General features: G+C 72.4%; 19 protein-coding genes. 11 read left to right on the forward strand and 8 right to left on the reverse strand.

Features of this window, described 5'->3' with window-relative positions; genetic code table 11:
• The coding region (locus tag ACRDSK_RS21295) for an FAD-dependent oxidoreductase (RefSeq protein ID WP_431442978.1) at nucleotides 1-1,146 on the forward strand (1,146 nt) is incomplete at its 5' end.
• A gap of 9 nt (nucleotides 1,147-1,155) precedes the next feature.
• A complete protein-coding gene (locus ACRDSK_RS21300; RefSeq protein ID WP_431442979.1) occupies nucleotides 1,156-2,703 on the forward strand; it encodes an aldehyde dehydrogenase family protein in 1,548 nt (515 codons plus the stop codon).
• On the opposite strand, the gene ACRDSK_RS21305 is transcribed toward ACRDSK_RS21300, so the two are convergent.
• Both ACRDSK_RS21305 and ACRDSK_RS21310 read right to left on the reverse strand, forming a co-directional pair.
• Nucleotides 2,597-3,577 (reverse strand): aminoglycoside phosphotransferase family protein, encoded by a 981-nt coding sequence (locus ACRDSK_RS21305; RefSeq protein WP_431442980.1) that lies wholly within the window; start codon nucleotides 3,575-3,577, stop codon nucleotides 2,597-2,599. The two genes, ACRDSK_RS21300 and ACRDSK_RS21305, sit on opposite strands and share 107 nt — an antisense overlap.
• Nucleotides 3,578-3,583: 6 nt before the next feature.
• Complete coding sequence (locus tag ACRDSK_RS21310) at nucleotides 3,584-4,000, reverse strand: DUF6010 family protein (protein ID WP_431442981.1); 417 nt, start codon at nucleotides 3,998-4,000, stop codon at nucleotides 3,584-3,586.
• Between the two features lie 53 nt (nucleotides 4,001-4,053).
• Here ACRDSK_RS21310 and ACRDSK_RS21315 point away from each other — a divergent pair, with 53 nt between their 5' ends.
• From ACRDSK_RS21315 to ACRDSK_RS21340, 6 genes are all read left to right on the forward strand, one after another.
• Nucleotides 4,054-4,518: a MarR family winged helix-turn-helix transcriptional regulator gene (locus tag ACRDSK_RS21315; protein WP_431442982.1), complete on the forward strand. Its 465-nt coding sequence runs from the start codon at nucleotides 4,054-4,056 to the stop codon at nucleotides 4,516-4,518.
• A complete protein-coding gene (locus ACRDSK_RS21320) occupies nucleotides 4,515-4,934 on the forward strand; it encodes a nuclear transport factor 2 family protein (protein ID WP_431442983.1) in 420 nt (139 codons plus the stop codon). Before ACRDSK_RS21315 ends, ACRDSK_RS21320 begins: the two co-directional genes overlap by 4 nt.
• A 257-nt stretch (nucleotides 4,935-5,191) precedes the next feature.
• Nucleotides 5,192-5,764: a hypothetical protein gene (locus ACRDSK_RS21325; protein ID WP_431442984.1), complete on the forward strand. Its 573-nt coding sequence runs from the start codon at nucleotides 5,192-5,194 to the stop codon at nucleotides 5,762-5,764.
• 64 nt (nucleotides 5,765-5,828) lie between these two features.
• Nucleotides 5,829-7,082, forward strand: coding sequence for a glycosyltransferase (locus tag ACRDSK_RS21330; protein ID WP_431442985.1), 1,254 nt, complete (start codon nucleotides 5,829-5,831; stop codon nucleotides 7,080-7,082).
• 28 nt (nucleotides 7,083-7,110) lie between these two features.
• Entirely contained in the window at nucleotides 7,111-8,235 is a 1,125-nt protein-coding gene (locus tag ACRDSK_RS21335) for a class I SAM-dependent methyltransferase (protein WP_431442986.1), read from the forward strand.
• 79 nt (nucleotides 8,236-8,314) lie between these two features.
• The gene (locus ACRDSK_RS21340) at nucleotides 8,315-9,262 is read left to right on the forward strand and encodes a sensor histidine kinase (RefSeq protein ID WP_431442987.1); all 948 of its coding nucleotides are present in this window, start codon (nucleotides 8,315-8,317) and stop codon (nucleotides 9,260-9,262) included.
• On the opposite strand, the gene ACRDSK_RS21345 is transcribed toward ACRDSK_RS21340, so the two are convergent.
• From ACRDSK_RS21345 to ACRDSK_RS21355, 3 genes are read right to left on the reverse strand one after another with little or no spacing between them, the layout of a single operon-like run.
• On the reverse strand, nucleotides 9,240-11,051 hold the full coding sequence (locus tag ACRDSK_RS21345) for a hypothetical protein (protein ID WP_431442988.1): 1,812 nt from the start codon (nucleotides 11,049-11,051) through the stop codon (nucleotides 9,240-9,242). The genes ACRDSK_RS21340 and ACRDSK_RS21345 overlap by 23 nt on opposite strands.
• A 6-nt stretch (nucleotides 11,052-11,057) precedes the next feature.
• Nucleotides 11,058-11,723, reverse strand: a complete 666-nt coding sequence (locus ACRDSK_RS21350; protein ID WP_431442989.1) for a response regulator transcription factor — start codon at nucleotides 11,721-11,723, stop codon at nucleotides 11,058-11,060.
• Nucleotides 11,714-12,241, reverse strand: coding sequence for a histidine kinase (locus ACRDSK_RS21355; RefSeq protein WP_431442990.1), 528 nt, complete (start codon nucleotides 12,239-12,241; stop codon nucleotides 11,714-11,716). Before ACRDSK_RS21355 ends, ACRDSK_RS21350 begins: the two co-directional genes overlap by 10 nt.
• A 159-nt stretch (nucleotides 12,242-12,400) precedes the next feature.
• Here ACRDSK_RS21355 and ACRDSK_RS21360 point away from each other — a divergent pair, with 159 nt between their 5' ends.
• Nucleotides 12,401-14,260 (forward strand): Hsp70 family protein, encoded by a 1,860-nt coding sequence (locus tag ACRDSK_RS21360; RefSeq protein WP_431442991.1) that lies wholly within the window; start codon nucleotides 12,401-12,403, stop codon nucleotides 14,258-14,260.
• 4 nt (nucleotides 14,261-14,264) lie between these two features.
• Here the strand turns inward: ACRDSK_RS21360 and ACRDSK_RS21365 are convergent, their stop codons facing one another.
• Nucleotides 14,265-14,594 carry a hypothetical protein gene (locus ACRDSK_RS21365; RefSeq protein ID WP_431442992.1) on the reverse strand — a complete coding sequence of 110 codons (330 nt, stop codon included), beginning with the start codon at nucleotides 14,592-14,594 and terminating at the stop codon, nucleotides 14,265-14,267.
• 303 nt (nucleotides 14,595-14,897) lie between these two features.
• On the opposite strand from ACRDSK_RS21365, the gene ACRDSK_RS21370 reads away from it, so the two are divergent.
• Nucleotides 14,898-15,404 (forward strand): sigma-70 family RNA polymerase sigma factor, encoded by a 507-nt coding sequence (locus ACRDSK_RS21370; protein ID WP_431442993.1) that lies wholly within the window; start codon nucleotides 14,898-14,900, stop codon nucleotides 15,402-15,404.
• A gap of 184 nt (nucleotides 15,405-15,588) precedes the next feature.
• On the forward strand, nucleotides 15,589-16,017 hold the full coding sequence (locus tag ACRDSK_RS21375) for a hypothetical protein (protein ID WP_431442994.1): 429 nt from the start codon (nucleotides 15,589-15,591) through the stop codon (nucleotides 16,015-16,017).
• A 54-nt stretch (nucleotides 16,018-16,071) separates the two neighbouring features.
• Here the strand turns inward: ACRDSK_RS21375 and ACRDSK_RS21380 are convergent, their stop codons facing one another.
• Together ACRDSK_RS21380 and ACRDSK_RS21385 are read right to left on the reverse strand one after the other, a co-directional pair.
• On the reverse strand, nucleotides 16,072-17,142 hold the full coding sequence (locus ACRDSK_RS21380) for a DegT/DnrJ/EryC1/StrS family aminotransferase (protein WP_431442995.1): 1,071 nt from the start codon (nucleotides 17,140-17,142) through the stop codon (nucleotides 16,072-16,074).
• 30 nt (nucleotides 17,143-17,172) lie between these two features.
• On the reverse strand, nucleotides 17,173-17,695 hold a 523-nt coding region (locus ACRDSK_RS21385; RefSeq protein ID WP_431442996.1), incomplete at its 5' end, for an acyl carrier protein.

Consider the following 17,695-nt stretch of genomic DNA (forward strand, 5'->3'; position numbering starts at 1 on the left):
GCGCTGCTGCTGGCGCGCGCGGGCGCGTCGGTGACCCTGCTCGAACGCGACGCCGCTCCGGCCGGGGTCGGCGCGGGCATCCTGCTGCAACCCAACGGTCTCGCGGTGCTGACCGGGCTGGGGCTCGCCGACGAGCTGGAGCAGACCGGGCACCGGGTGCGCGCGAGCACGGTGCACGGTGCCGGCCGCTCCCCCATCGCCAGGCTCGCCGTCCCCGACTTCGGCGCCGGGCTCGACCATGTCCTGGCCGTGCGGCGCGCGCTGCTGCACGAGGTGCTCCTGGCCGCGGTGGCTGACACGCCCGCCGTCGACTGCCGCCTCGGCGCGACCGTGCACGCCGCCTGCTCCGACGGCTCCGTGGATCTCGAGTGGCAGGGCCGGCACAGCACCATCGACGCGGATCTCGTCGTCGGCGCGGACGGCATCGGTTCGACGGTGCGCGCCGGCGGCGCGTTCGACGTCCGGACCCGGCCGGGCCGGTCGAGCGCCGCCCGCTACCTGCGTGGCCTGGTCTCCCGGGACGGCCCGGAGGTCGAGGGCGAGTACTGGACCGCGTTGGGCCTGTTCGGCGGCGCGCCCGTCGACGCGAACACCTGCTACTTCTACGGATCCGCCTCGTCGGCGCCGGTCGCCGCCGCGCTCGCCGCGAGTGACCTCGCCGCGTGCCGAACCGCGTGGGCGCGGGTCCTGCCCGTCGCGGGCGAGCTGCTGGGGCGGGTGCCTGGCTTCGCCGACCTGCTCGTCAACAGCGCCGAACGAGTCGACTGTGGACGATGGCACGACGGCCGGTCGGTACTGCTCGGCGACGCGGCTCACGCGATGGCGCCGACCCTCGGCCAGGGCGCGAACAGCGCGCTCGTCGACGCCGCCGTGCTGACCGCGGAGCTGGCCGAGGCGGGCTCCGTGCCGGACGCGCTGCGGCGCTACACCGACCGCCGCCGACCGAAGGTCACCATGGTGGCGAACCGGGCCGACCGCCTCACCCGAATGACCAGGCTGACCAGCCCGGCCCTGCGCCGCGTGCGAGACGTGGGCATGCGCGCGCTCGCCGCCGTGCCGGGCTCGGCCGGGCAGCTGGTGCGCGGCGCACAGCAGGAGGACCCGGCGAGCCTGCTGTCGCTCGTCACCGGACTCTCCCGCCACTAGCGTGGCGGCATGGGTGAGCTCAGTTCCGTGATCGACGGCAAGGACACCGCCGGCGGCACCGTCTTCGAGTCGCGCAACCCCGCGCTCCTCGACGACGTCGTGGCGCGCGTGGACATGGCGGACGCGGTGACGGTGCGGGAGGCGTGTGCGGCGGCGCGACGCGCGCAGCGGGAGTGGGCGCAGGTGCCGGCCCCGGTGCGCGGGCAGGTCGTCGGCGCCTTCGGCCGGCTCGTCGCGGCCAACAAGGACACGCTCGCGCGGTTGGTGACCCGCGAGATCGGCAAGCCGTTCGCCGAGGCGCTGGGCGAGGTGCAGGAGATCATCGACACCTGCGACTTCTTCCTCGGCGAGGGCCGGCGGCTCTACGGACACACCGTCCCCTCGGAGATGCCGGACAAGCAGCTGTTCACCTACCGCGTGCCGGTCGGCGTGGCGATGGTGATCACGGCCGGCAACTTCCCCGTCGCGGTGCCGTCCTGGTACCTCGCCCCCGCGCTGCTGTGCGGCAACGCCGTGGTGTGGAAGCCGGCCGAGTACGCCGCCGCCACCGCGCGCGCCCTCTGCGAGCTCGCCTGGCACGCGGGTGTGCCGGCCGGTGTGCTGAACCTCGTGTACGCCGACGGCGAGACCACCTACGCCGGCCTGGACGCCGCGCTCGGCGACGGGCTGGTGGACAAGGTCGGCTTCACCGGCTCCACCGCGGTCGGCCGGCGCATCGGCGAGCTGTGTGGGCGGCACCTGCAGACCCCGTGCCTCGAGCTCGGCGGGAAGAACCCGATGGTGGTCGCACCGGACGCGAACCTGGACCTGGCCGTCGAGGCCGCGCTGTTCTCGGGGTATGGCACCGCCGGGCAGCGCTGCACCTCGCTGGGCACGGTGCTCGCGCACGCCGACGTGCACGACGAGTTCGTCCGCCGGTTGGCCGACGCGGTGCGCACGGCGCCGGTCGGCGAGCCCACCGGTGCGGTCGTGTTCGGCCCGCTGCTGGACGAGAAGTTCGCCCGCGGCTTCGAGAACGTGCTCGGCTGGATCGGCGACCACCACACGGTGCACGGGTCGAGCGCGGTCGGCCGGATCACCGCGGACGCGCCGCGCGAGGGTTTCGTCGGCGACCCGTCGACCGGGCTGTACTACCACCCGGTGCTGCTCGACGGTGTGCGCCCGGGCGACAAGGTCTTCACCGAGGAGACGTTCGGGCCCATCGTCGGCGTCACCACGTACCAGTCGCTCGACGAGGCGATCGAGCTCGCGAACGCGCCGGGCTACGGGCTCTCGTCAGCGGTGTACACGAACGACCCGGCGACCGCTTTCCACTTCCGGCAAGGAGTTTCGGCCGGCATGGTGAGCGTGAACAACTCGACGTCCGGTGCCGAGGCACACCTTCCCTTCGGCGGCAACGGAAAGTCCGGCAACGGCAGCCGCCAGTCCGGCGTCTGGGTGCTCGACCAGTTCACCCGGTGGCAGTCGATGAACTGGGACTTCTCCGGTTCGTTGCAGAAGGCGCAGATGGACGTGGCGACCATCGAGACCGATCTCGACTACCGACTGCCGTCCTGACCTCGTTGATGGCGAAGCGCGCGTTGGCCGAGATGACCGGGTTGGTGTGGCGGTAGTACGGCAGCTGGATCACCGCCATCGACAGCGCCCACCCGCGCCCGCGTCGCCAGGTGGCGTCGTCGATGCCCACGGCGTCGCGGAACGACTCCCTGGCCGGTGCGGGCAGCAGGTTCCACGCGGGGATGAGGTCGCAGGCCGGGTCGCCCACGCCGGCGGTGGCGAAGTCGATGACCGCGGTCAGCCGGTCCGCGGTGACGAGCAGGTTGCTGGGCATCAGGTCGGAGTGGACCCAGCAGGGCGCGCCGGTCCACTCCGGGGCGTCGAGCGCGTCCTGCCACGCGGCGAGGGCCGAGTCGGGGTCGAACGGCTCGTCCGTGTGGCGCAGCTCCTCGATCGCGGCCCGGGTCTCCCGGTCCACGGCGGCGAGCGACCCACCGCGATAGGCGGCGGGACCGTCGGCCAAGTTCACCTCGCGCATGGCGGTGACGAAGGCGGCCAGGTCGCGGGACATGGCCTCCGGATCGCGCAGGCGCCCCTCGACCGGTGTCGTCCCGTCGATCCACTCGTGCACCGCCCACGGGTGCGGGTATCCCTCGGCGGGAGCCCCGCCGGCGACCACGGTCGGGATCGCGACCGGCAGCGCGGGGGTGAGCCGCGGGAGCCAGCGCTCCTCCCAGTCCAGGTCGTCGACGCCGTCGGCGGTGAGCGGGAGCCGGACGGACAGCCGGTCACCGAGGCGGTAGACCGCGTTGACGGTCCCGCCGGAGGCGAGGCGCTCGATCGGCAGGTCCGCCCATCGCGGGAACTGACCGCGCAGCAGCCGTCGAACAAGCTCCGCGTCGGTGGTCGCCTCGTCGGCGTGCATCTTCCCCATCTGTCCTCAGGTGGTCGCGGAGCGCCGGGTGCTGAGCGAGGTCCACACGGACGGCGCGCCGAGGAACATCCACAGCGCGATGACCGGGTCGCAGATCGCGCAGCCGAACGACGAGTGTGCCAGCTCCGGGATGATCGGGGCCCCCTTCACGTGATGCACGATGTCCCAACCGGTGTGCAGCAGCCAGCCGACGCCCAGCCACGCGTAGTTCGTCAGCCCGCGGTAGGCGCAGAACGTGACCGCGGCCGTGAACGCCAGCTCGGCCATGCCCAGGGCGCCCGACGAGAGATAGGCCGCACCCGCGCCGGCGACCATCACGGCGTTGATCCTTTGCCGGGCCGGCTCGGCGGCGAGCGAGACCACCGCGACGTACGCGAGACCGACCAGCACGGGAGCCACGACATCGGCGACGGCACTCAGCATGCGGGTAGGTTACAGCCAGACTGAAACTTCGGGAAGAGTGCGAGACTACGACGGTGGACGAGGACGCGACACCCGAGCCGCCGCCGGTCAGTCCCGCGTTCCTGATCATGTCCCTGGGCCGGCGGCTCCGGGAGGAGGTCGAGCACGAGCTGGCCCCGCACCGGATCTCGCTGCGGCACTTCTCGGCCCTCGGCCACCTGGCGCGCGAGCCGGGGTTGTCCTACAGCGAGCTGGCCCGCCGGGCGGGGATCACCGTGCAGAGCATGCAGGCGACCCTGCGGCATCTGGAAGACCTCGGCGCGGTCGAGCGGCGCACCGCACCCGGCCGCGGGTTCTCCGCGGAGCTGGTTCTGACCGACCACGGCGACACGCTCCTGGACGAAGGCCGGCAGCTGATCACCGCCGCCGACGAGCGACTGCTGGCCGCCCTCCCCACCGAGCAACGAGCCATCCTGGGCCGGCTGCTGTTCGACGTGTTCCGCAAGGCGGGGGCGGCATCCGGAGGGAGACCTCGATGAACGAGGACACGGCGCGGGACATGATCCAGGCGCACTTCGCCGCCTCGACCATCGGCTCGGCCGGCGGCGGACCGGACGACGACATCGCCCGCGCGTCGGAGATCTACGCCGACGACGCCGTCGTGGAGTGGCCGCAGGGCGGCGAGCGCGTGCGCGGCAAGGCGAACGTCATCGCGTTCCGGTCCACGTATCCGGCTCGCCAGACCTTTGAGGTCCACCGCATCACCGGCTGCCACGACCTGTGGGTCACCGAGTACACGATCCACTACGACGACCAACCGGTGCTGGCGGTCGGCATCATGGAGTTCCGCGACGGCAAGGTGGTCCGCGAGCGGATCTACTTCGGCGATCCCTGGGAGCCGCCCGAGTGGCGCGCCCAGTGGGTCGAGCGGTACGACCCTCGGGAGACGGACTAGTCAACCTCGAAGGTGCTCGACGACAACGCGGCCGCCGCCCTGCTCCTCGCCGGGGACGACCCGGCCTTGGTGAACCTCGCCCGGCGCGAGGGGTCTACGACTGCTCGCGATCCTCGCGGCGGCCGAGTCCGCAGGAGACCCACATGTGCGGGCCCTCGCGCTCGAAGCCCTCGCCGGTGTCGCAAAGTGAGACGCGACGAGAGTCGTTCGTGTGGTTGTCTGGGCCAATGGTTGAGCCGACCGCACCTGCCGCGCGCGTGTTGACATCCCCGGCGGCTCGGCGGCTGGCCGGTCTGGCCGCGGTCTTCGACGACCTCCAGTTCGTGCTCGGCTGCGGCGAGCGGCTCCTGCGTGAGCTGGCCCGTGGCGACGAGCAGGACCCGGTGCTGGTCGAGGCGCTGTGGGCAGCCGCGCTCAACGCCTACGCCCGGGCCTTCCGCCCCGACGACGCCGTGCACCTCACCGTCGACGACCTGGCGGAGACCGGACTGCAGGGCGAGCTCGTGCAGTGGCACGAGATGCTCGGCAAGCTGCGCAACTTCCTGGTCGCCAAGGCGGCCAACCCGCGCGAGGAGTTCTCGGTCGGCGTCTCGCGGACGGCGGACGGACCGGCCGAGGGCATCATCGTCACGTCCGTCCCGAGCCCACAGGTCGACGAGGCCACCGTGCGGCAGACCGGACGGATCGCCTACGAGCTCGGTCAACTGGTGGACAAGCGCATCTCCGACCAGCAGAAGGCGGTCTTCGACGAGGTCAAGGACATGCCCCCGGAGCGGCTGAACGAGTTGGAGCCGTTGTCGGTGGACATGTCGGTGGCCAACACTTCCTAGGTATTTCCCCAGCTCCGCACTTCTAGCGTCGGCGGCGGTACCACCACGCCCGAGGAAGGTGCGGATGAACATCACCATGCTGACCTTCGGTACCCGCGGCGACGTGCAACCGCTGGTGGCGCTGGGCGCGGAGCTGCGGGGTCGCGGCCACGCGGTGGCCATCGGGGCCACGCCGGCCTTCGCGGAGCTCGTCACCGGGGCCGGGCTGGGTTTCCGGGAGCTGCTGCCGCCACCGAGCATCCGCCACGACCTGTTCGCCCAGCCGAGGCTGAACGCCGTGGTTCGCGAGGGCGGCGGGTTCATCCGCACGCTCAAGGCCGTGCCCCGGCCGACGGACGACCAGATCCGGACGCTGTTCAACGGCATGGCCGCCGCCACCGAGGACGCCGAGCTGGTCGTGACCGCTCCCGGCACACACCTCGCGGGCTACATCGGCGACAAGCCGTGGTGCGCGGTCTCGTGGATGCCCGTCAACACCACCCGGGAGTTCCCCGCCTACCAGACGAAGCCACGCTTCGGCGGCCGCTACAACAAGCTGACCCACCGGTTCTACGACGCCGTCCAGTGGATGTCTTCGTCCTGGATGGCGAACCGGTACCTCAGGACGACCGGCCGCAAGTCCATCGGGGGCCGGTCCCGGTTCGCCGAGCTGGGCCGCGACCGGCCGATCCTGTACCCCTTCAGCTCCACCGTCGTGCCTCGGCCCGCCGACTGGCCCGGCCGGGCACACGTCACCGGCTACTGGTTCCGTGACCGTCCCGAATGGACACCGGACCCGCGGCTGGCCGCCTTCACCGGCTCGCGCTCGCCACCGCTGCTGCTCACCCTCGGCAGCACCTGGCCGTTCCACGACGCGGACGCGGTGCTCGACCATGCCGTCACGGCCGCCCGGGAGACCGGCCGGCCGCTGGTGGTCGTCGGCGGGCCGGAGCGGGACCACCCCGCCGACGTGCACCGGGCGACGGAGGTCGACTACGACTGGCTGATGCCGCGCTGCGCGGCCGTCGTGCACCACGGCGGCTGTGGCACGGCCGGCGCGGCGCTGCGCGCCGGCGTCCCCCAGGTTTGCGTCCCGGCCGTGTTCGACAACGCGTTCTGGGCGGACCGCATGCACGCGCTGGGCGTCGGCGCGCCGCCGGTCCCGCTGACCGGGCTCGACCGCGGCACCCTCGTCGACGCCGTGTCCACCGCCGTCGGCGATGGGCGGATCCGGGACCGGGCGGTCGAGATCGGCGCGCGGTTGGCGGACGAGGACGGGCTGACCGCGGCGGCCGACGTCGTGGAGCGCTGGTACGCCGAGACCGCGGCGGCGGCGTGAGGGCCGGACACGAGAGGCAGTACGAGACATGATCGAGTTCAACCCGTGGGGCCTGGTCGAGGAGCTCGTGCACGTCGACGGCGGCCCCCGCACGACGCTGGGCAAGATCGTCGATACGTACGGCGCGGACGCCGTGGTGGCCGTGCTGGTGGCGGAGCTGCGCGCCCGGGTCGACCACCATGCCGCGTTCGGCCGGGTGACGCTGCTGGTCGAGATCTCCTGTGACACCAAGGTCTTCCGGCACGTTCTCGAGTTCGACGCCGGCCGGGTCGTCGCCCGCCCGGCCGGGAGCGAGTCCCCGGACGTCTCCCCGGACGTCACAGTTCGGTTCGCCCTCGACGACCTCGTGCGTCGGCTGTACCCGGCCGCGGACCGCCCGGACCGGATGGGCTGGGACTACGAGCCGACGTGGACCGACGAGGAGTCCGTCGCGAAGGTCAGCCGGGCGAGCCATCTCGTCCGCGCGGCGACCACCCGCGGCGGCGGCGACCTCGACGAGCTCGCGGTGCGGTTCGGGTCCGACAAGTACGGCCACCACCACTGGTACACCCAGCACTACGACGCCCACCTGCGCCCGCTGCGGGACCAGCCGGTCCGGGTGCTGGAGATCGGGATCGGCGGTTACGACGACCCCCGCTCGGGCGGTGAGTCGCTGCGCATGTGGGAGCAGTACTTCCGGCGCGGGCTCATCCACGGGCTGGACCTCCACCCCAAGGAGGGCGTCGAGTCGACCCGGATCCGCACCGCGGCGGGCGACCAGGGGGATCCGGAGCTCCTGGCCCGGCTGGGTGCGCAGCTCGGTCCCTTCGACGTGATCATCGACGACGGGTCGCACGTCAACGAGCACGTGGTCACCTCGTTCGAGGCGCTGTTCCCGCATCTGGTGGACGAGGGCTACTACGTCGTGGAGGACACACAGACCGCCTACTGGCCCGCGTACGGCGGAGCGCCGGCGGGCTCCGCGGCGCCGGGCACCAGCCTCGCGTTCCTCACTCGCCTCACCGATGCCCTGAACCACCGGGAGTATCGCGACTCGGAGGTTCCGACCGATCTGGAGCGCTCGGTCGCGGGGATCTCGTTCTTCCACAACATGGTCTTCGTCAAGAAGGCCGTCAACGGCGAGAACGCCCTGCCGGTCTGGGCGCGCGGCTGAGCAGGACCCGGAAAATCCCCAGTGACGCCCTGCTAACGCCGGGTCGCGTTCGCGCGGACGGGCGGGTTACCGTCGGCCTGTGGAGGAGCAGCAGGTCGTCGAGGCCGTCGCGACGTATCTGGTGCGGGAACGCGAACCGCACCCGCGCGCGCTGGCCCACGTGATCGGCACGGCGGCGGGCGCGAGTGGGTGCGCGCTGACCGTCGCCGGCGAGCGGTACCAGTGGGGAGACGGGTCCGGGCCATGGCTCGACCACGCGATCACCTACGACGGCGAGCAGCAGGGCGTCCTCGCCGTCACACCCGAGTCGGCCGGGCCGCTCCCCGGCGTCGCCGCGGTGCTCGGCGCGCCGCTCGCGGTCATCCGGCTGGAGGCCGAGACCGACCGGCTGCGCCGCGAGGGCGACGCGGCCGCACGCGAGCTGGGCGACGACCGGTGGCGCGCCGCGGCGGAGATGGAGCAGGAGCGCCGCGGCCTCGAACGCGACCTGCACGATGGCGCCCAACACCACCTGGTCGCGCTGCGCACGTCGCTCGCCCTCGTCGAGCACTCCCTCGCGAACGGCGGGACGCGCGAGCAGGTCACCGACCTGTTGGAGCGGCTGGACACCGCCGAGCGCGTACTGGTCGACACGGCCGCCGGGGTGTTGCCGGTCGACCTGGTCAACAACGGACTCGCCGCGGCGCTCACCGCGGAGCTGTCGAGCCACGACGACGTCGTACTCGACATCGGGGAGCTGCGGCGCCGCTACCCCGCCGTCGTCGAGTCGGCGGTGTACTTCACCTGCCTGGAGGCGGTGAACAACGCCCACAAGCACGCCCGCGGCGCGCGGATCACCGTCCGGGTCCGGGACAGCTACCGCGGCCTCGAGTTCGCCGTGCTCGACACCGGGCCCGGGTTCGACGTCACCACGGCCAGGTCGGGGCTGCGCAACCTGTCCACGCGTGCCGCCGACGTCGGCGGCACGGTGGAGGTCCACTCCGGGCCGGGCCGCGGCACCGAGATCAGCGGGTTCGTTCCCCTTTGAGGATCCCCTCCGCCGAACGCACGAGCACCTCGCACGCGGCGCGGTCGCGGCCACCGGTCGCCGGATGCTCGGCGAGGCCACGCCACCGCTGAACGGCCCGCGCGGCCGCCGCGTGCACCAGACGTTCGTCGGCGTTCGGGACCAGCGCCAGTCGCGCGCGCGGGTCGGAGCCGTACCCACCGAGGAGCCGCACCGCGTCCACCACGCCACCGCCGGCACCGCGCAGCAGCCGGGACTCCCCTCGTTCGAGCTCGTCGACGAGATCCAGCTCCTTGATCTCGTGCGCCTCGGCGCGAAGCCGCTCGACCGGGCCGCGCAGCGGGTGGTCCGCCCGGACCAGGTCGGTCATCGACATGATCGCCCGGCGGGCGGCGATCACCGGCCGCCACGCGGCGAGCTTGCGGGCGAACACCGCGACGCTCGCCGACTCCGTCAGCTCCACCCGCTGGCGTCCGCGCCGAAGTGCCGCTCGGAAATGCGCACCCGGCGGCGTCAGGCACAGCACTCCGTCGACGGCGCCCCGCGGGCCGTCGTCGGCGAGGAACTCCTCCGCGAGCGACTCGTCGGCCGCCGCGCCGACGACCACCACGGTGACCGCGGCCTCGGCCTGGCCCAGCTCCCCCGGTGGTCCGCCGACGACGGCGAGCCGCGGCCGGGCCGCCATCCGCTCCGCGACCGCGTCCCACCGAGCACGGTCCCCGTCCGCGGCGGTCCGCTGGCCCTGCCGGATCAGGTCACGCACCTGCCGGTAGAGGACGCTGCGCTCGAGGGCGGGAACCGGGCCGGTGGAGTCGGCCGACTCGACCCGGTCGGCGACCCGCACGCTCACGACCGCCGTGTCCCCGGTGCCGGTGCACTCCATCGCGCCACCGAGCGCGGCGAGCCGCTCGGCGTCGTGTCCGAGCGTGGCGCGCAGCTGGGCCACCGCCTCGTCGTCGGCCGGCGTGGTGACCCGCACCCGGAGTGCCTCGTCGCGGCCGAACTCGACCACGACCGGATCGCCCGCCTCCGTGCCGGCCAGCGCGTTCAGCACGGCCGCCACCGCGTGGTAGAGCCCCGACTCCACCTGCCAGCCGACGCGCGGGCCCAGGTCGCCGCGGAAGCGGACCGGGCGCGGCAGCATGGCCGCCAGCTCCTCGAGCGCCACCCGCGGGCCCCGGTCGGGCAACATCGCCGGGTAGACGCCGCGCACCACGGTACGGAAGTTGTCGAGCAGGTCGTCGAGCGTGGTGCGCACGCCGGCGAGGTCCTCGAGCGTGGTGGCGGCGCCCGGTTCGTCGAGCGCCCGCAGCCGTTCGCGCACGTCGGCGAGGTCGCGCAGGGTCGTGGTGGTGATCGCGCCGACGAGCCGGCGCCGCTCCAGGTCGCGGACCTCGGCGAGCCGTTCCCGTGCGGCGGAGACCTCCGAGCGCAGCCGCTCCGCGCGGACGTGCGCGCGCTCGTGGTCGGCACGCAGCCGGGCGAGCCGCGTGGCCACGCCGAGCCAGACCGCTGTCTCCCGCAGCATCGCGCCCTCGCCGTCGCTCAGCCGCCACGGCGCGGTGACGCACACGACGCCGCCACCCACCACGGGCTGCCGGACGATCTCGGGTGCGCCGAAGTCGGCCGGCTCCTCCGGCCACGACGCGAGCGCGACGAACCGCGTCCGCGGCGCCCGCTCCGTGGTCACCACGATGCCGTAGGTGACCTGGCCGTCGACCGTCTCGGACAGGTTGCGCACGAGCGCGTTGACAAGGTGTTCCGATGCCACGGTGGTGGCCAGGCGGTGCGGCCGGACGCCTCTGTTCATGGGGAGCTACCCGTCGACCCTTCGGGTCCGCAGGTAGGCCAGCACCGCGAGCACGCGGCGGTGGTGCAGGGTCTGGTTGCCGGGCAGGTCGAGCTTGCCGAAGATCGCCGCGATGTGCTTCTCCACCGCCTTCGTGGACAGGAACAGCTCCTTCGCGATCCCGTTGTTCGCGCGGCCCTCGGCCATCAGGCGCAGCACGTCGAGCTCCCGCTCGGTCAGCGACGAGACCCGGTTGTCGCCGTCGCCCGCCGGTGCCTGCACGAGCCGCTTGGCGAGCACCGGCTCGATCACGATCTCGCCGGCGGCGATGCGGTTCAGGGTGTCGGCGAGCACCTGGACGCCGGCGATCTGCTCCTTGAGCCGGTAGCCGATGCGCTCGGCGCCGATCTCCAGCACCCGCATCAGGTAGTGGGTCTCGGCGTAGTGGGAGAGCAGCAGCAGACCGGTGTCGGGGCTCAACGCCCGGATGCGTTCGGCGGTGACCAGCCCGCCGTCGGGCTCGGGTGGCATGCGGATGTCGAGGACGGCGACGTCCAGCGCCTCGGTGGCGGCGATCGCGAGCAGCGCGTCGCCGTCGGCGACGCAGCCGACGACCTCGTGGCCCGCGGCCTCCAGGAGCAGCACCAGGCCCTCGCGGAACAGGGCGCCGTCCTCGGCTATCGCTACCCGCATCGCAACACCGCCCGGTGGCGGCGCGGCCGGACCCGTCCTGGCTGGTCGTCGCTGATGTGCACGCGCACGAACCGCCGCCCGCGAACCCGGACGCGGACCGAGCTGCCCGCGCCGAGGGTGTACAGGTGGTCGGCGACGAGCAGACCGATCCGGGACCGCGTCTCGGTGTCGAACTCGTGTCGGGGCAGGTCGAGCCGCAGCCGCAGGCCGCGGTACTCGGCGAGGGCGCACAACGCGGGGCCGAGCCCGCCGCTGACCAGCACCGGCGGGTACAGCGCCGTGCCGATCCCGCGCAGGTCGTCGAGCACGCTGCGCAGCAGGCCCTGGGCCGCGTCGATGCGCTCGCCGATGCCCGGATCGGCGGCCTCCATCGAGATCAGACCCAGCTCCAGCGCGAGGGCGGACATGCCCGCGGCGGCACCGTCATGCAGGTCTTTCTCCAGGTCATGCCGGAGTCTGACGGCGTCGCGGCCGGGTGCGCGCAGCCGCCTGGGCAGCAGGATGGCGTGCCTGGGCATACCGCGTCCACCACCGTCCATCGCTTCAGCCTCCTGGTCTTACCAGGCGGTTACAAGGGGTGCTCGCCCCATGTCTTGGTAGGGAAATCCCCACCACTCTGATCACGAGAGCCGATTAGGATTGACGCGCGGTTTCCGATTGGAAGCGGGGAGTGGCGAATGCGGTACGGAGTCGGTATCGACCTCGGGACGTCGTTCACCTCCGCCGCCGTACTCGGGCCCGAGGGTGCGCGCATGGTGCCGTTGTCCAGGCAGGTCGTGGTGCCGTCGGTGGTGTACGCGGACCACGACGGCACAGTGCTGACCGGGCTGGCAGCCGAGCAGGCGGCGGCCCGTGGTGGCGAGCTCGGCCGGGTGGCCCGGGGGTTCAAGCGGCGTATCGGCGATCCGACGCCGTTGGTGCTCGGCGGCACCGCCTACTCGCCGGACGCCCTGATGGCGGCGCAGCTGCGGGACGTGCTCGAGTGCGTGACGCAGATGGAGTCCGGGCCGCCAGAGGTCATCGTGCTGACCTGCCCGGCCATCTGGGGTCCGTACCGGCGGGAGCACTTCGAGGAGGTGCCGCGCCTCGCCGGCGTGCCGACCAGCCACGTGCTCACCGAGCCCGAGGCGGTGGCCACGCACTACTCGATGGAACGACGGCTGGGCGAGGGTGAGATCGTCGCGGTCTACGACCTCGGCGGCGGCACGTTCGACACCACGATCCTGCGGATCCGTGCCGACGGGATGGAGATCCTCGGCACCCCCGAGGGCATCGAGCACATGGGCGGCATGGACTTCGACGAGACGCTGCTGGCGCATGTTGACGAGCGGCTCGGCGGCGCGGTGAGCGCGTTGAACCAGGCCGATCCGCGCGACACGGCCGCCCTCGCCTACATCCGGGCGCTGTGCGTGCGCGCCAAGGAGGAGCTCTCGATCGAGCCGGACGTCCAGCTGACCATCCCGCTGCCGTCCGGTCCGCGCCAGGTGATGATCACGCGTCTGCAGCTCAACGACATGCTGCGGCCATCGGTCCGGCAGACGACGGAGGCCTTACGCAGAACCATCGCGTCGGCCGGGCTGCGTCCCGACGACGTGTCCGCGATGCTGCTGGCCGGTGGGTCGTCGCGGATCCCGCTGGTGGACCAGCTGGTGTCCGAGGAGTTCGGCCGGCCGGTGCGGCTGACGCTGCACCCGAAGTTCACCGTGGCGCTCGGCGGCGCCGTCACGGCGGACCGGGTCCGGACCGCGTCGAAACGAGCGGCGGCGCCCGACACCCAGTCCGCTCAGCCGCCGCCCGCGGCCCCGCCGAGCGACGCCGGTACCGGGAGCGCGCCGGCGGTGCGCAGGAACCGGCGCGTGCCGGTCCTCGCGGCGGTGGTCGCGGTCATCGCCGTCGTCGTGGCGTACGTAACGCTGTTCACCGGCGAGCCGCAGCAGACAGCGGGCGACAGCGGCACCACGGAGTCGACGACGGCCAGCGGGCCACCGAAGTCGATGCAGGTCTACGGCGAGGAGGGCCCCGTCCCGCCGTACACGAGCTTCATCGCCTCGGCGGAGAACTGGGCGGGCGTCGACATCTCCGGCGGCGTCGCCAAGCAGACCGCGATCACCGCGCTGCCCGACGACAAGGGCAACCTGCGGGTGACCTGGGCGGGCGGCGCCCCCGGACAGGTCTACATGCAGAACCCGACCGACACCGCGGACATGGCGGCCTACGTCGAGAACGGCGGCCTCGTCTTCGACGCCGTGGTGCATGCTCCGCCGAAGAGCCTCGTCACCGTCGCGGTGCACTGCGTCTACCCGTGCGCGGCCGAGGTGGAGGCGACCAAGCTGTTCCGCGGCCTGCCGCGCGGCAAGCGCACCACGGTGACGATCCCCTTGTCCTGCTTCACCGACAAGGGGCTGAAGCCGGCCACCGTCAACACGCCGTTCCTGGTCTACACCACCGGCGCCCTCGACGTCACCTTCTCCGACATCCGGTGGGAGCCCGACGTGAACCCGGGTCCGCCGGCCAACCGGTGCGGCAACCTGAAGTAGCCGCTCACGCCGAGACACCGGCACGCTCGTCGAACGTGACGCCCGGCGCGACGGTGTAGTTCGCTGGCCGCAGGCCGTCCGGCAGCGTGTCGACGAACGCCCCCACCTCGGTCAGATCCACCCCGGGCGCGATGTGCAGCGTGCGGCCACGGGTGGCCGCGGTACTCGGCAGCGGCGTCACGACCGGCACCGGCATCCCGGCCGGATGGATGACCGCGCCGTCCGGAGTCGGCGTGACCGCGAGCCGGCCGCCCGGCTGCTCGTGGCGGTGCCACAGCTCCCCCAGCGAACGCCGGACGTGCTCGCCGATGACGTGTTGTCGCCTCGCACCCATGGCTCGCTCCTCGCCTCGTCCGCACCGGATCTCGGGTCCCTGTAACGGACACGGGTGGCGAGCCGTGCGAGGTTCGGCGCCGTCGGCGGCCGCTCGGAGGGCGCCAAACGCGCCCTGACCTGCCCGAGTCGGGATATCCCTACCGCCCACCACGGGTCTGCACCTGACAACCGGCGGGTCTGCACCTGCGGAAGGAGGGACAGACCCACCGACGCGGCCCCCTCGAACGGGCAGGCTTTCATACGAACCACAGGGGATCCCAACCAGGACACACACGATCCCAGACATCGGGGAGGACGGGACATGACCGCCATCGAGGACGTCGTCCAAGCTCACGAGGCCGCGCTGCTCGCCTACGCCACCAGGCTCACCGGCGACCACCACAGCGCCGAGGACGTCGTGCAGGAGACCTGGATTCGCGCCTGGCGCCACGTCGGCCGGCTGACCGAGGACCGGGGCTCGGTGCGAGGCTGGCTGCTGCGCGTCGCGCACAACGTCGCGATCGACCAGCACCGCAGCCGCTGCGCCCGGCCGACCGAGGTCGAGCTGCCGGAGCAGGACGTGCCGAACGCCCCCGTGGTGCCCGCGCCGAGCGACGCGGTCGAGGCGCGGGTGGTCGTGAACGTGGCGCTGGAGAAGCTGTCGACCGTGTACCGCCGGGCACTCGTCGAGGTCTACCTCGCCGACCGCACCGCGACGTCCGCGGCGTCGGTGCTCGGCGTGCCCGTCGGCACGGTGAAGAGCCGGGTGCACAACGCGCTCCGCGTGATGCGCAAGAACCTGCGTCAGCCGCGGTTCGAGGCGGCCTGACCGTCCACGTAGTACTCGCGGACAGACCAGTCATCCCACCAGTCGGAGCGTCGTAGCGTCGGTCACAGATCGACATTCGGCTACTGACGAGGACAGGGTCATGAACGCGCCTCAGCTTGCGGAGCAGTCGATTCCGGTGCAGGCAACGCGATCCCAGCCGGCGCCCGGATGGCTACGAGACCTGATGACCGTGCGCGCCCACTACGAGGAGCGGTTCGGCTGGCCGGTGACCGTGCAGGTCGCCGAGCGTCGGCTCGCGATCGGGCTGGGGAAGGTGCTCGACGCCGTCACGATGCCGGCGGTGCTGGGCGCCCTGGTGCACGCCCAGCTCGGCATCGCCATGCTGGCCGGGCCGGTCATCGGGCACACCGACGGCGGCCGCTGGACGTTCCTGACCCAGCCCGTGGCGCCGTCGGACGCGAACGTCATGGCGAGCCTGGCGGAGCAGGACGTGCGGTACGCGGGCGCGGGCTCCTTCACGGTGATCCCGGCGGGCGAGGCCGACCTGTGCTGGCGGTGGATCGCCGAGCCGCGCCCGCACCAGCTGCTGCCCTCACCCTTCGCGGTGGTCGCCACGGTGCGCCGGGTGTGCGCCGCGACGCCGGCCGCCTGAGCACGGGCGAAGCGCGGGCCGGGATCCGTCCGGCCCGCGCTTTCGCTTGTCCGGTCAGCGTTTCCGGTCAGCGTCCAGGTAGAAGGACCGCACGGAGTCCATGATCCGGTCCTGGTCGGACTCGGTGAGACCGACGTAGGTCGGCAGGTACAGCCCGCGCGCGGCGAACCGGGCGGCGTTCAGGGACGACCAGTCGGGGTCGTAGTACATCGGCTGCCGGCTCATCGGCTGGAAGAAGTGCCGGGTCTCGATGCCGTCGCGCGACAGATGGTCCATCAGCGCGTCGCGGTCGTCGGCGAGCAGGTCGTACATCCACAGCACGTCGCGCGGCGGCATCCTGGTGACGCCGGCGACACCCTCGAGTCCCTCGTCGTAGTGGGTCTCGATGCGCTTGCGGGCGGCCAGGATCTCGTCGATCCGTTCCAGCTGCGCCAGCGCCACCCCGGCCTGCATGTTGGTCATCCGGAAGTTGTAGGCGAGCTTGCGGTGGATGAAGTCGTGCTTCTCGGAGAACGCCATCGCCCGCAGGTGCGCCATCTGCGCGGCGAGGCGGGCGTCGTCGGTGACGCAGATGCCACCCTCGCCGGCGGTGATGATCTTGTTGCCGAACAGGGAGAAGCAGGCGACGTCGCCGATCGGGCGGACGCTGTGCGCCTCGGCGGAGTCCTCGACGACCCGCAGGTTGTACTCGTACGCGAGTCGCATGACCGCGGCCATGTCGCAGCGCCTGCCGTACACGTGGACCGGCATGATCGCCTTGGTGCGCGGTGTGATGCGCTCCTCGATGCGGGTGACGTCGATGTTCAGGTCGTCGGCACAGTCCACGAAGACCGGGGTCGCGCCGGTGTAGGTGACCGCCCACGCGGACGCGATCATCGTGAACTCGGGAACCAGGACCTCGTCGCCGGGTCCGACACCGAGCGCGCGAAGCGCGAGCGTCAGCGCGCCGGTGCCCGACGAGCACGCCACGCCGTGCGCGACCTCGTTGTAGGCGGCGAACTCCGCCTCGAACCGGCGGACGAGCGGTCCCTGGGACGAGATCCAGCCCGTCTCGATCGCCTCGGTGAGGTACTGCAGCTCCCGTCCCCCGAGGTGGGGTTTGGACACCGGATACTCGTGACCCATCGCCATCTCCGCTCGCCGTGCTTCCCTGTATTAGTGGCCGAGCTCCTGGTCGAGCAGCTCGAACATCTCATCGTCGGTGACCGTATCCAGATCGACCTCAGCCGGGTCGGATGCGGTATCGAGCGCGCTCCACCTCGTGCGCAACGTCTCCAGCCGGGCGGCGACCTCATGGTGCGCCGCACCGTCCACTGTGGACCCGGTGAGCGTCTGCTCCAACCGGTCCAGCTCGGCCAGGATGCCGCCGGCGTCCTGCTCCCCCAACAGGTCGCTCAGGTGCGCGGCGAGCTCGTCGGGGGTCGGGTAGTCGAAGACGAGGGTGGCGACCAGTTGCCGGCCGGTGGCCGCACCGAGCCGGTTGCGCAGCTCCACCCCGGTCAGCGAGTCGAAACCCATGTCCTTGAAGGACGCGGCCGGGTCGACCGCGTCCGCAGCGGTGTGGCCGAGGACCACCGCGACCTGCTCGCGGACGAGCTCGAGCACGGCCTCCGCGCGCGCCGGGCCGGTGCGGCCGGCGAGTGAGAAGGGCGCGGCCGGCGCCGGCGCGAGGTCGCGG

This window comes from Actinophytocola sp. (genome assembly GCF_050699915.1).
Lineage (GTDB): Bacteria > Actinomycetota > Actinomycetes > Mycobacteriales > Pseudonocardiaceae > Actinophytocola.

Coding starts and splice junctions, on each gene's coding strand:
- ACRDSK_RS21310 (WP_431442981.1), bottom strand. CDS start 4,000: ATGCTGAGTGCCGTCGCCGATGTCGTGGCTCCCGTGCTGGTCGGTCTC.
- ACRDSK_RS21300 (WP_431442979.1), top strand. CDS start 1,156: ATGGGTGAGCTCAGTTCCGTGATCGACGGCAAGGACACCGCCGGCGGC.
- ACRDSK_RS21320 (WP_431442983.1), top strand. CDS start 4,515: ATGAACGAGGACACGGCGCGGGACATGATCCAGGCGCACTTCGCCGCC.
- ACRDSK_RS21365 (WP_431442992.1), bottom strand. CDS start 14,594: ATGGGTGCGAGGCGACAACACGTCATCGGCGAGCACGTCCGGCGTTCG.
- ACRDSK_RS21330 (WP_431442985.1), top strand. CDS start 5,829: ATGAACATCACCATGCTGACCTTCGGTACCCGCGGCGACGTGCAACCG.
- ACRDSK_RS21375 (WP_431442994.1), top strand. CDS start 15,589: ATGACCGTGCGCGCCCACTACGAGGAGCGGTTCGGCTGGCCGGTGACC.
- ACRDSK_RS21360 (WP_431442991.1), top strand. CDS start 12,401: ATGCGGTACGGAGTCGGTATCGACCTCGGGACGTCGTTCACCTCCGCC.
- ACRDSK_RS21350 (WP_431442989.1), bottom strand. CDS start 11,723: ATGCGGGTAGCGATAGCCGAGGACGGCGCCCTGTTCCGCGAGGGCCTG.
- ACRDSK_RS21380 (WP_431442995.1), bottom strand. CDS start 17,142: ATGGGTCACGAGTATCCGGTGTCCAAACCCCACCTCGGGGGACGGGAG.
- ACRDSK_RS21355 (WP_431442990.1), bottom strand. CDS start 12,241: ATGCCCAGGCACGCCATCCTGCTGCCCAGGCGGCTGCGCGCACCCGGC.
- ACRDSK_RS21335 (WP_431442986.1), top strand. CDS start 7,111: ATGATCGAGTTCAACCCGTGGGGCCTGGTCGAGGAGCTCGTGCACGTC.
- ACRDSK_RS21370 (WP_431442993.1), top strand. CDS start 14,898: ATGACCGCCATCGAGGACGTCGTCCAAGCTCACGAGGCCGCGCTGCTC.
- ACRDSK_RS21305 (WP_431442980.1), bottom strand. CDS start 3,577: ATGGGGAAGATGCACGCCGACGAGGCGACCACCGACGCGGAGCTTGTT.
- ACRDSK_RS21345 (WP_431442988.1), bottom strand. CDS start 11,051: ATGAACAGAGGCGTCCGGCCGCACCGCCTGGCCACCACCGTGGCATCG.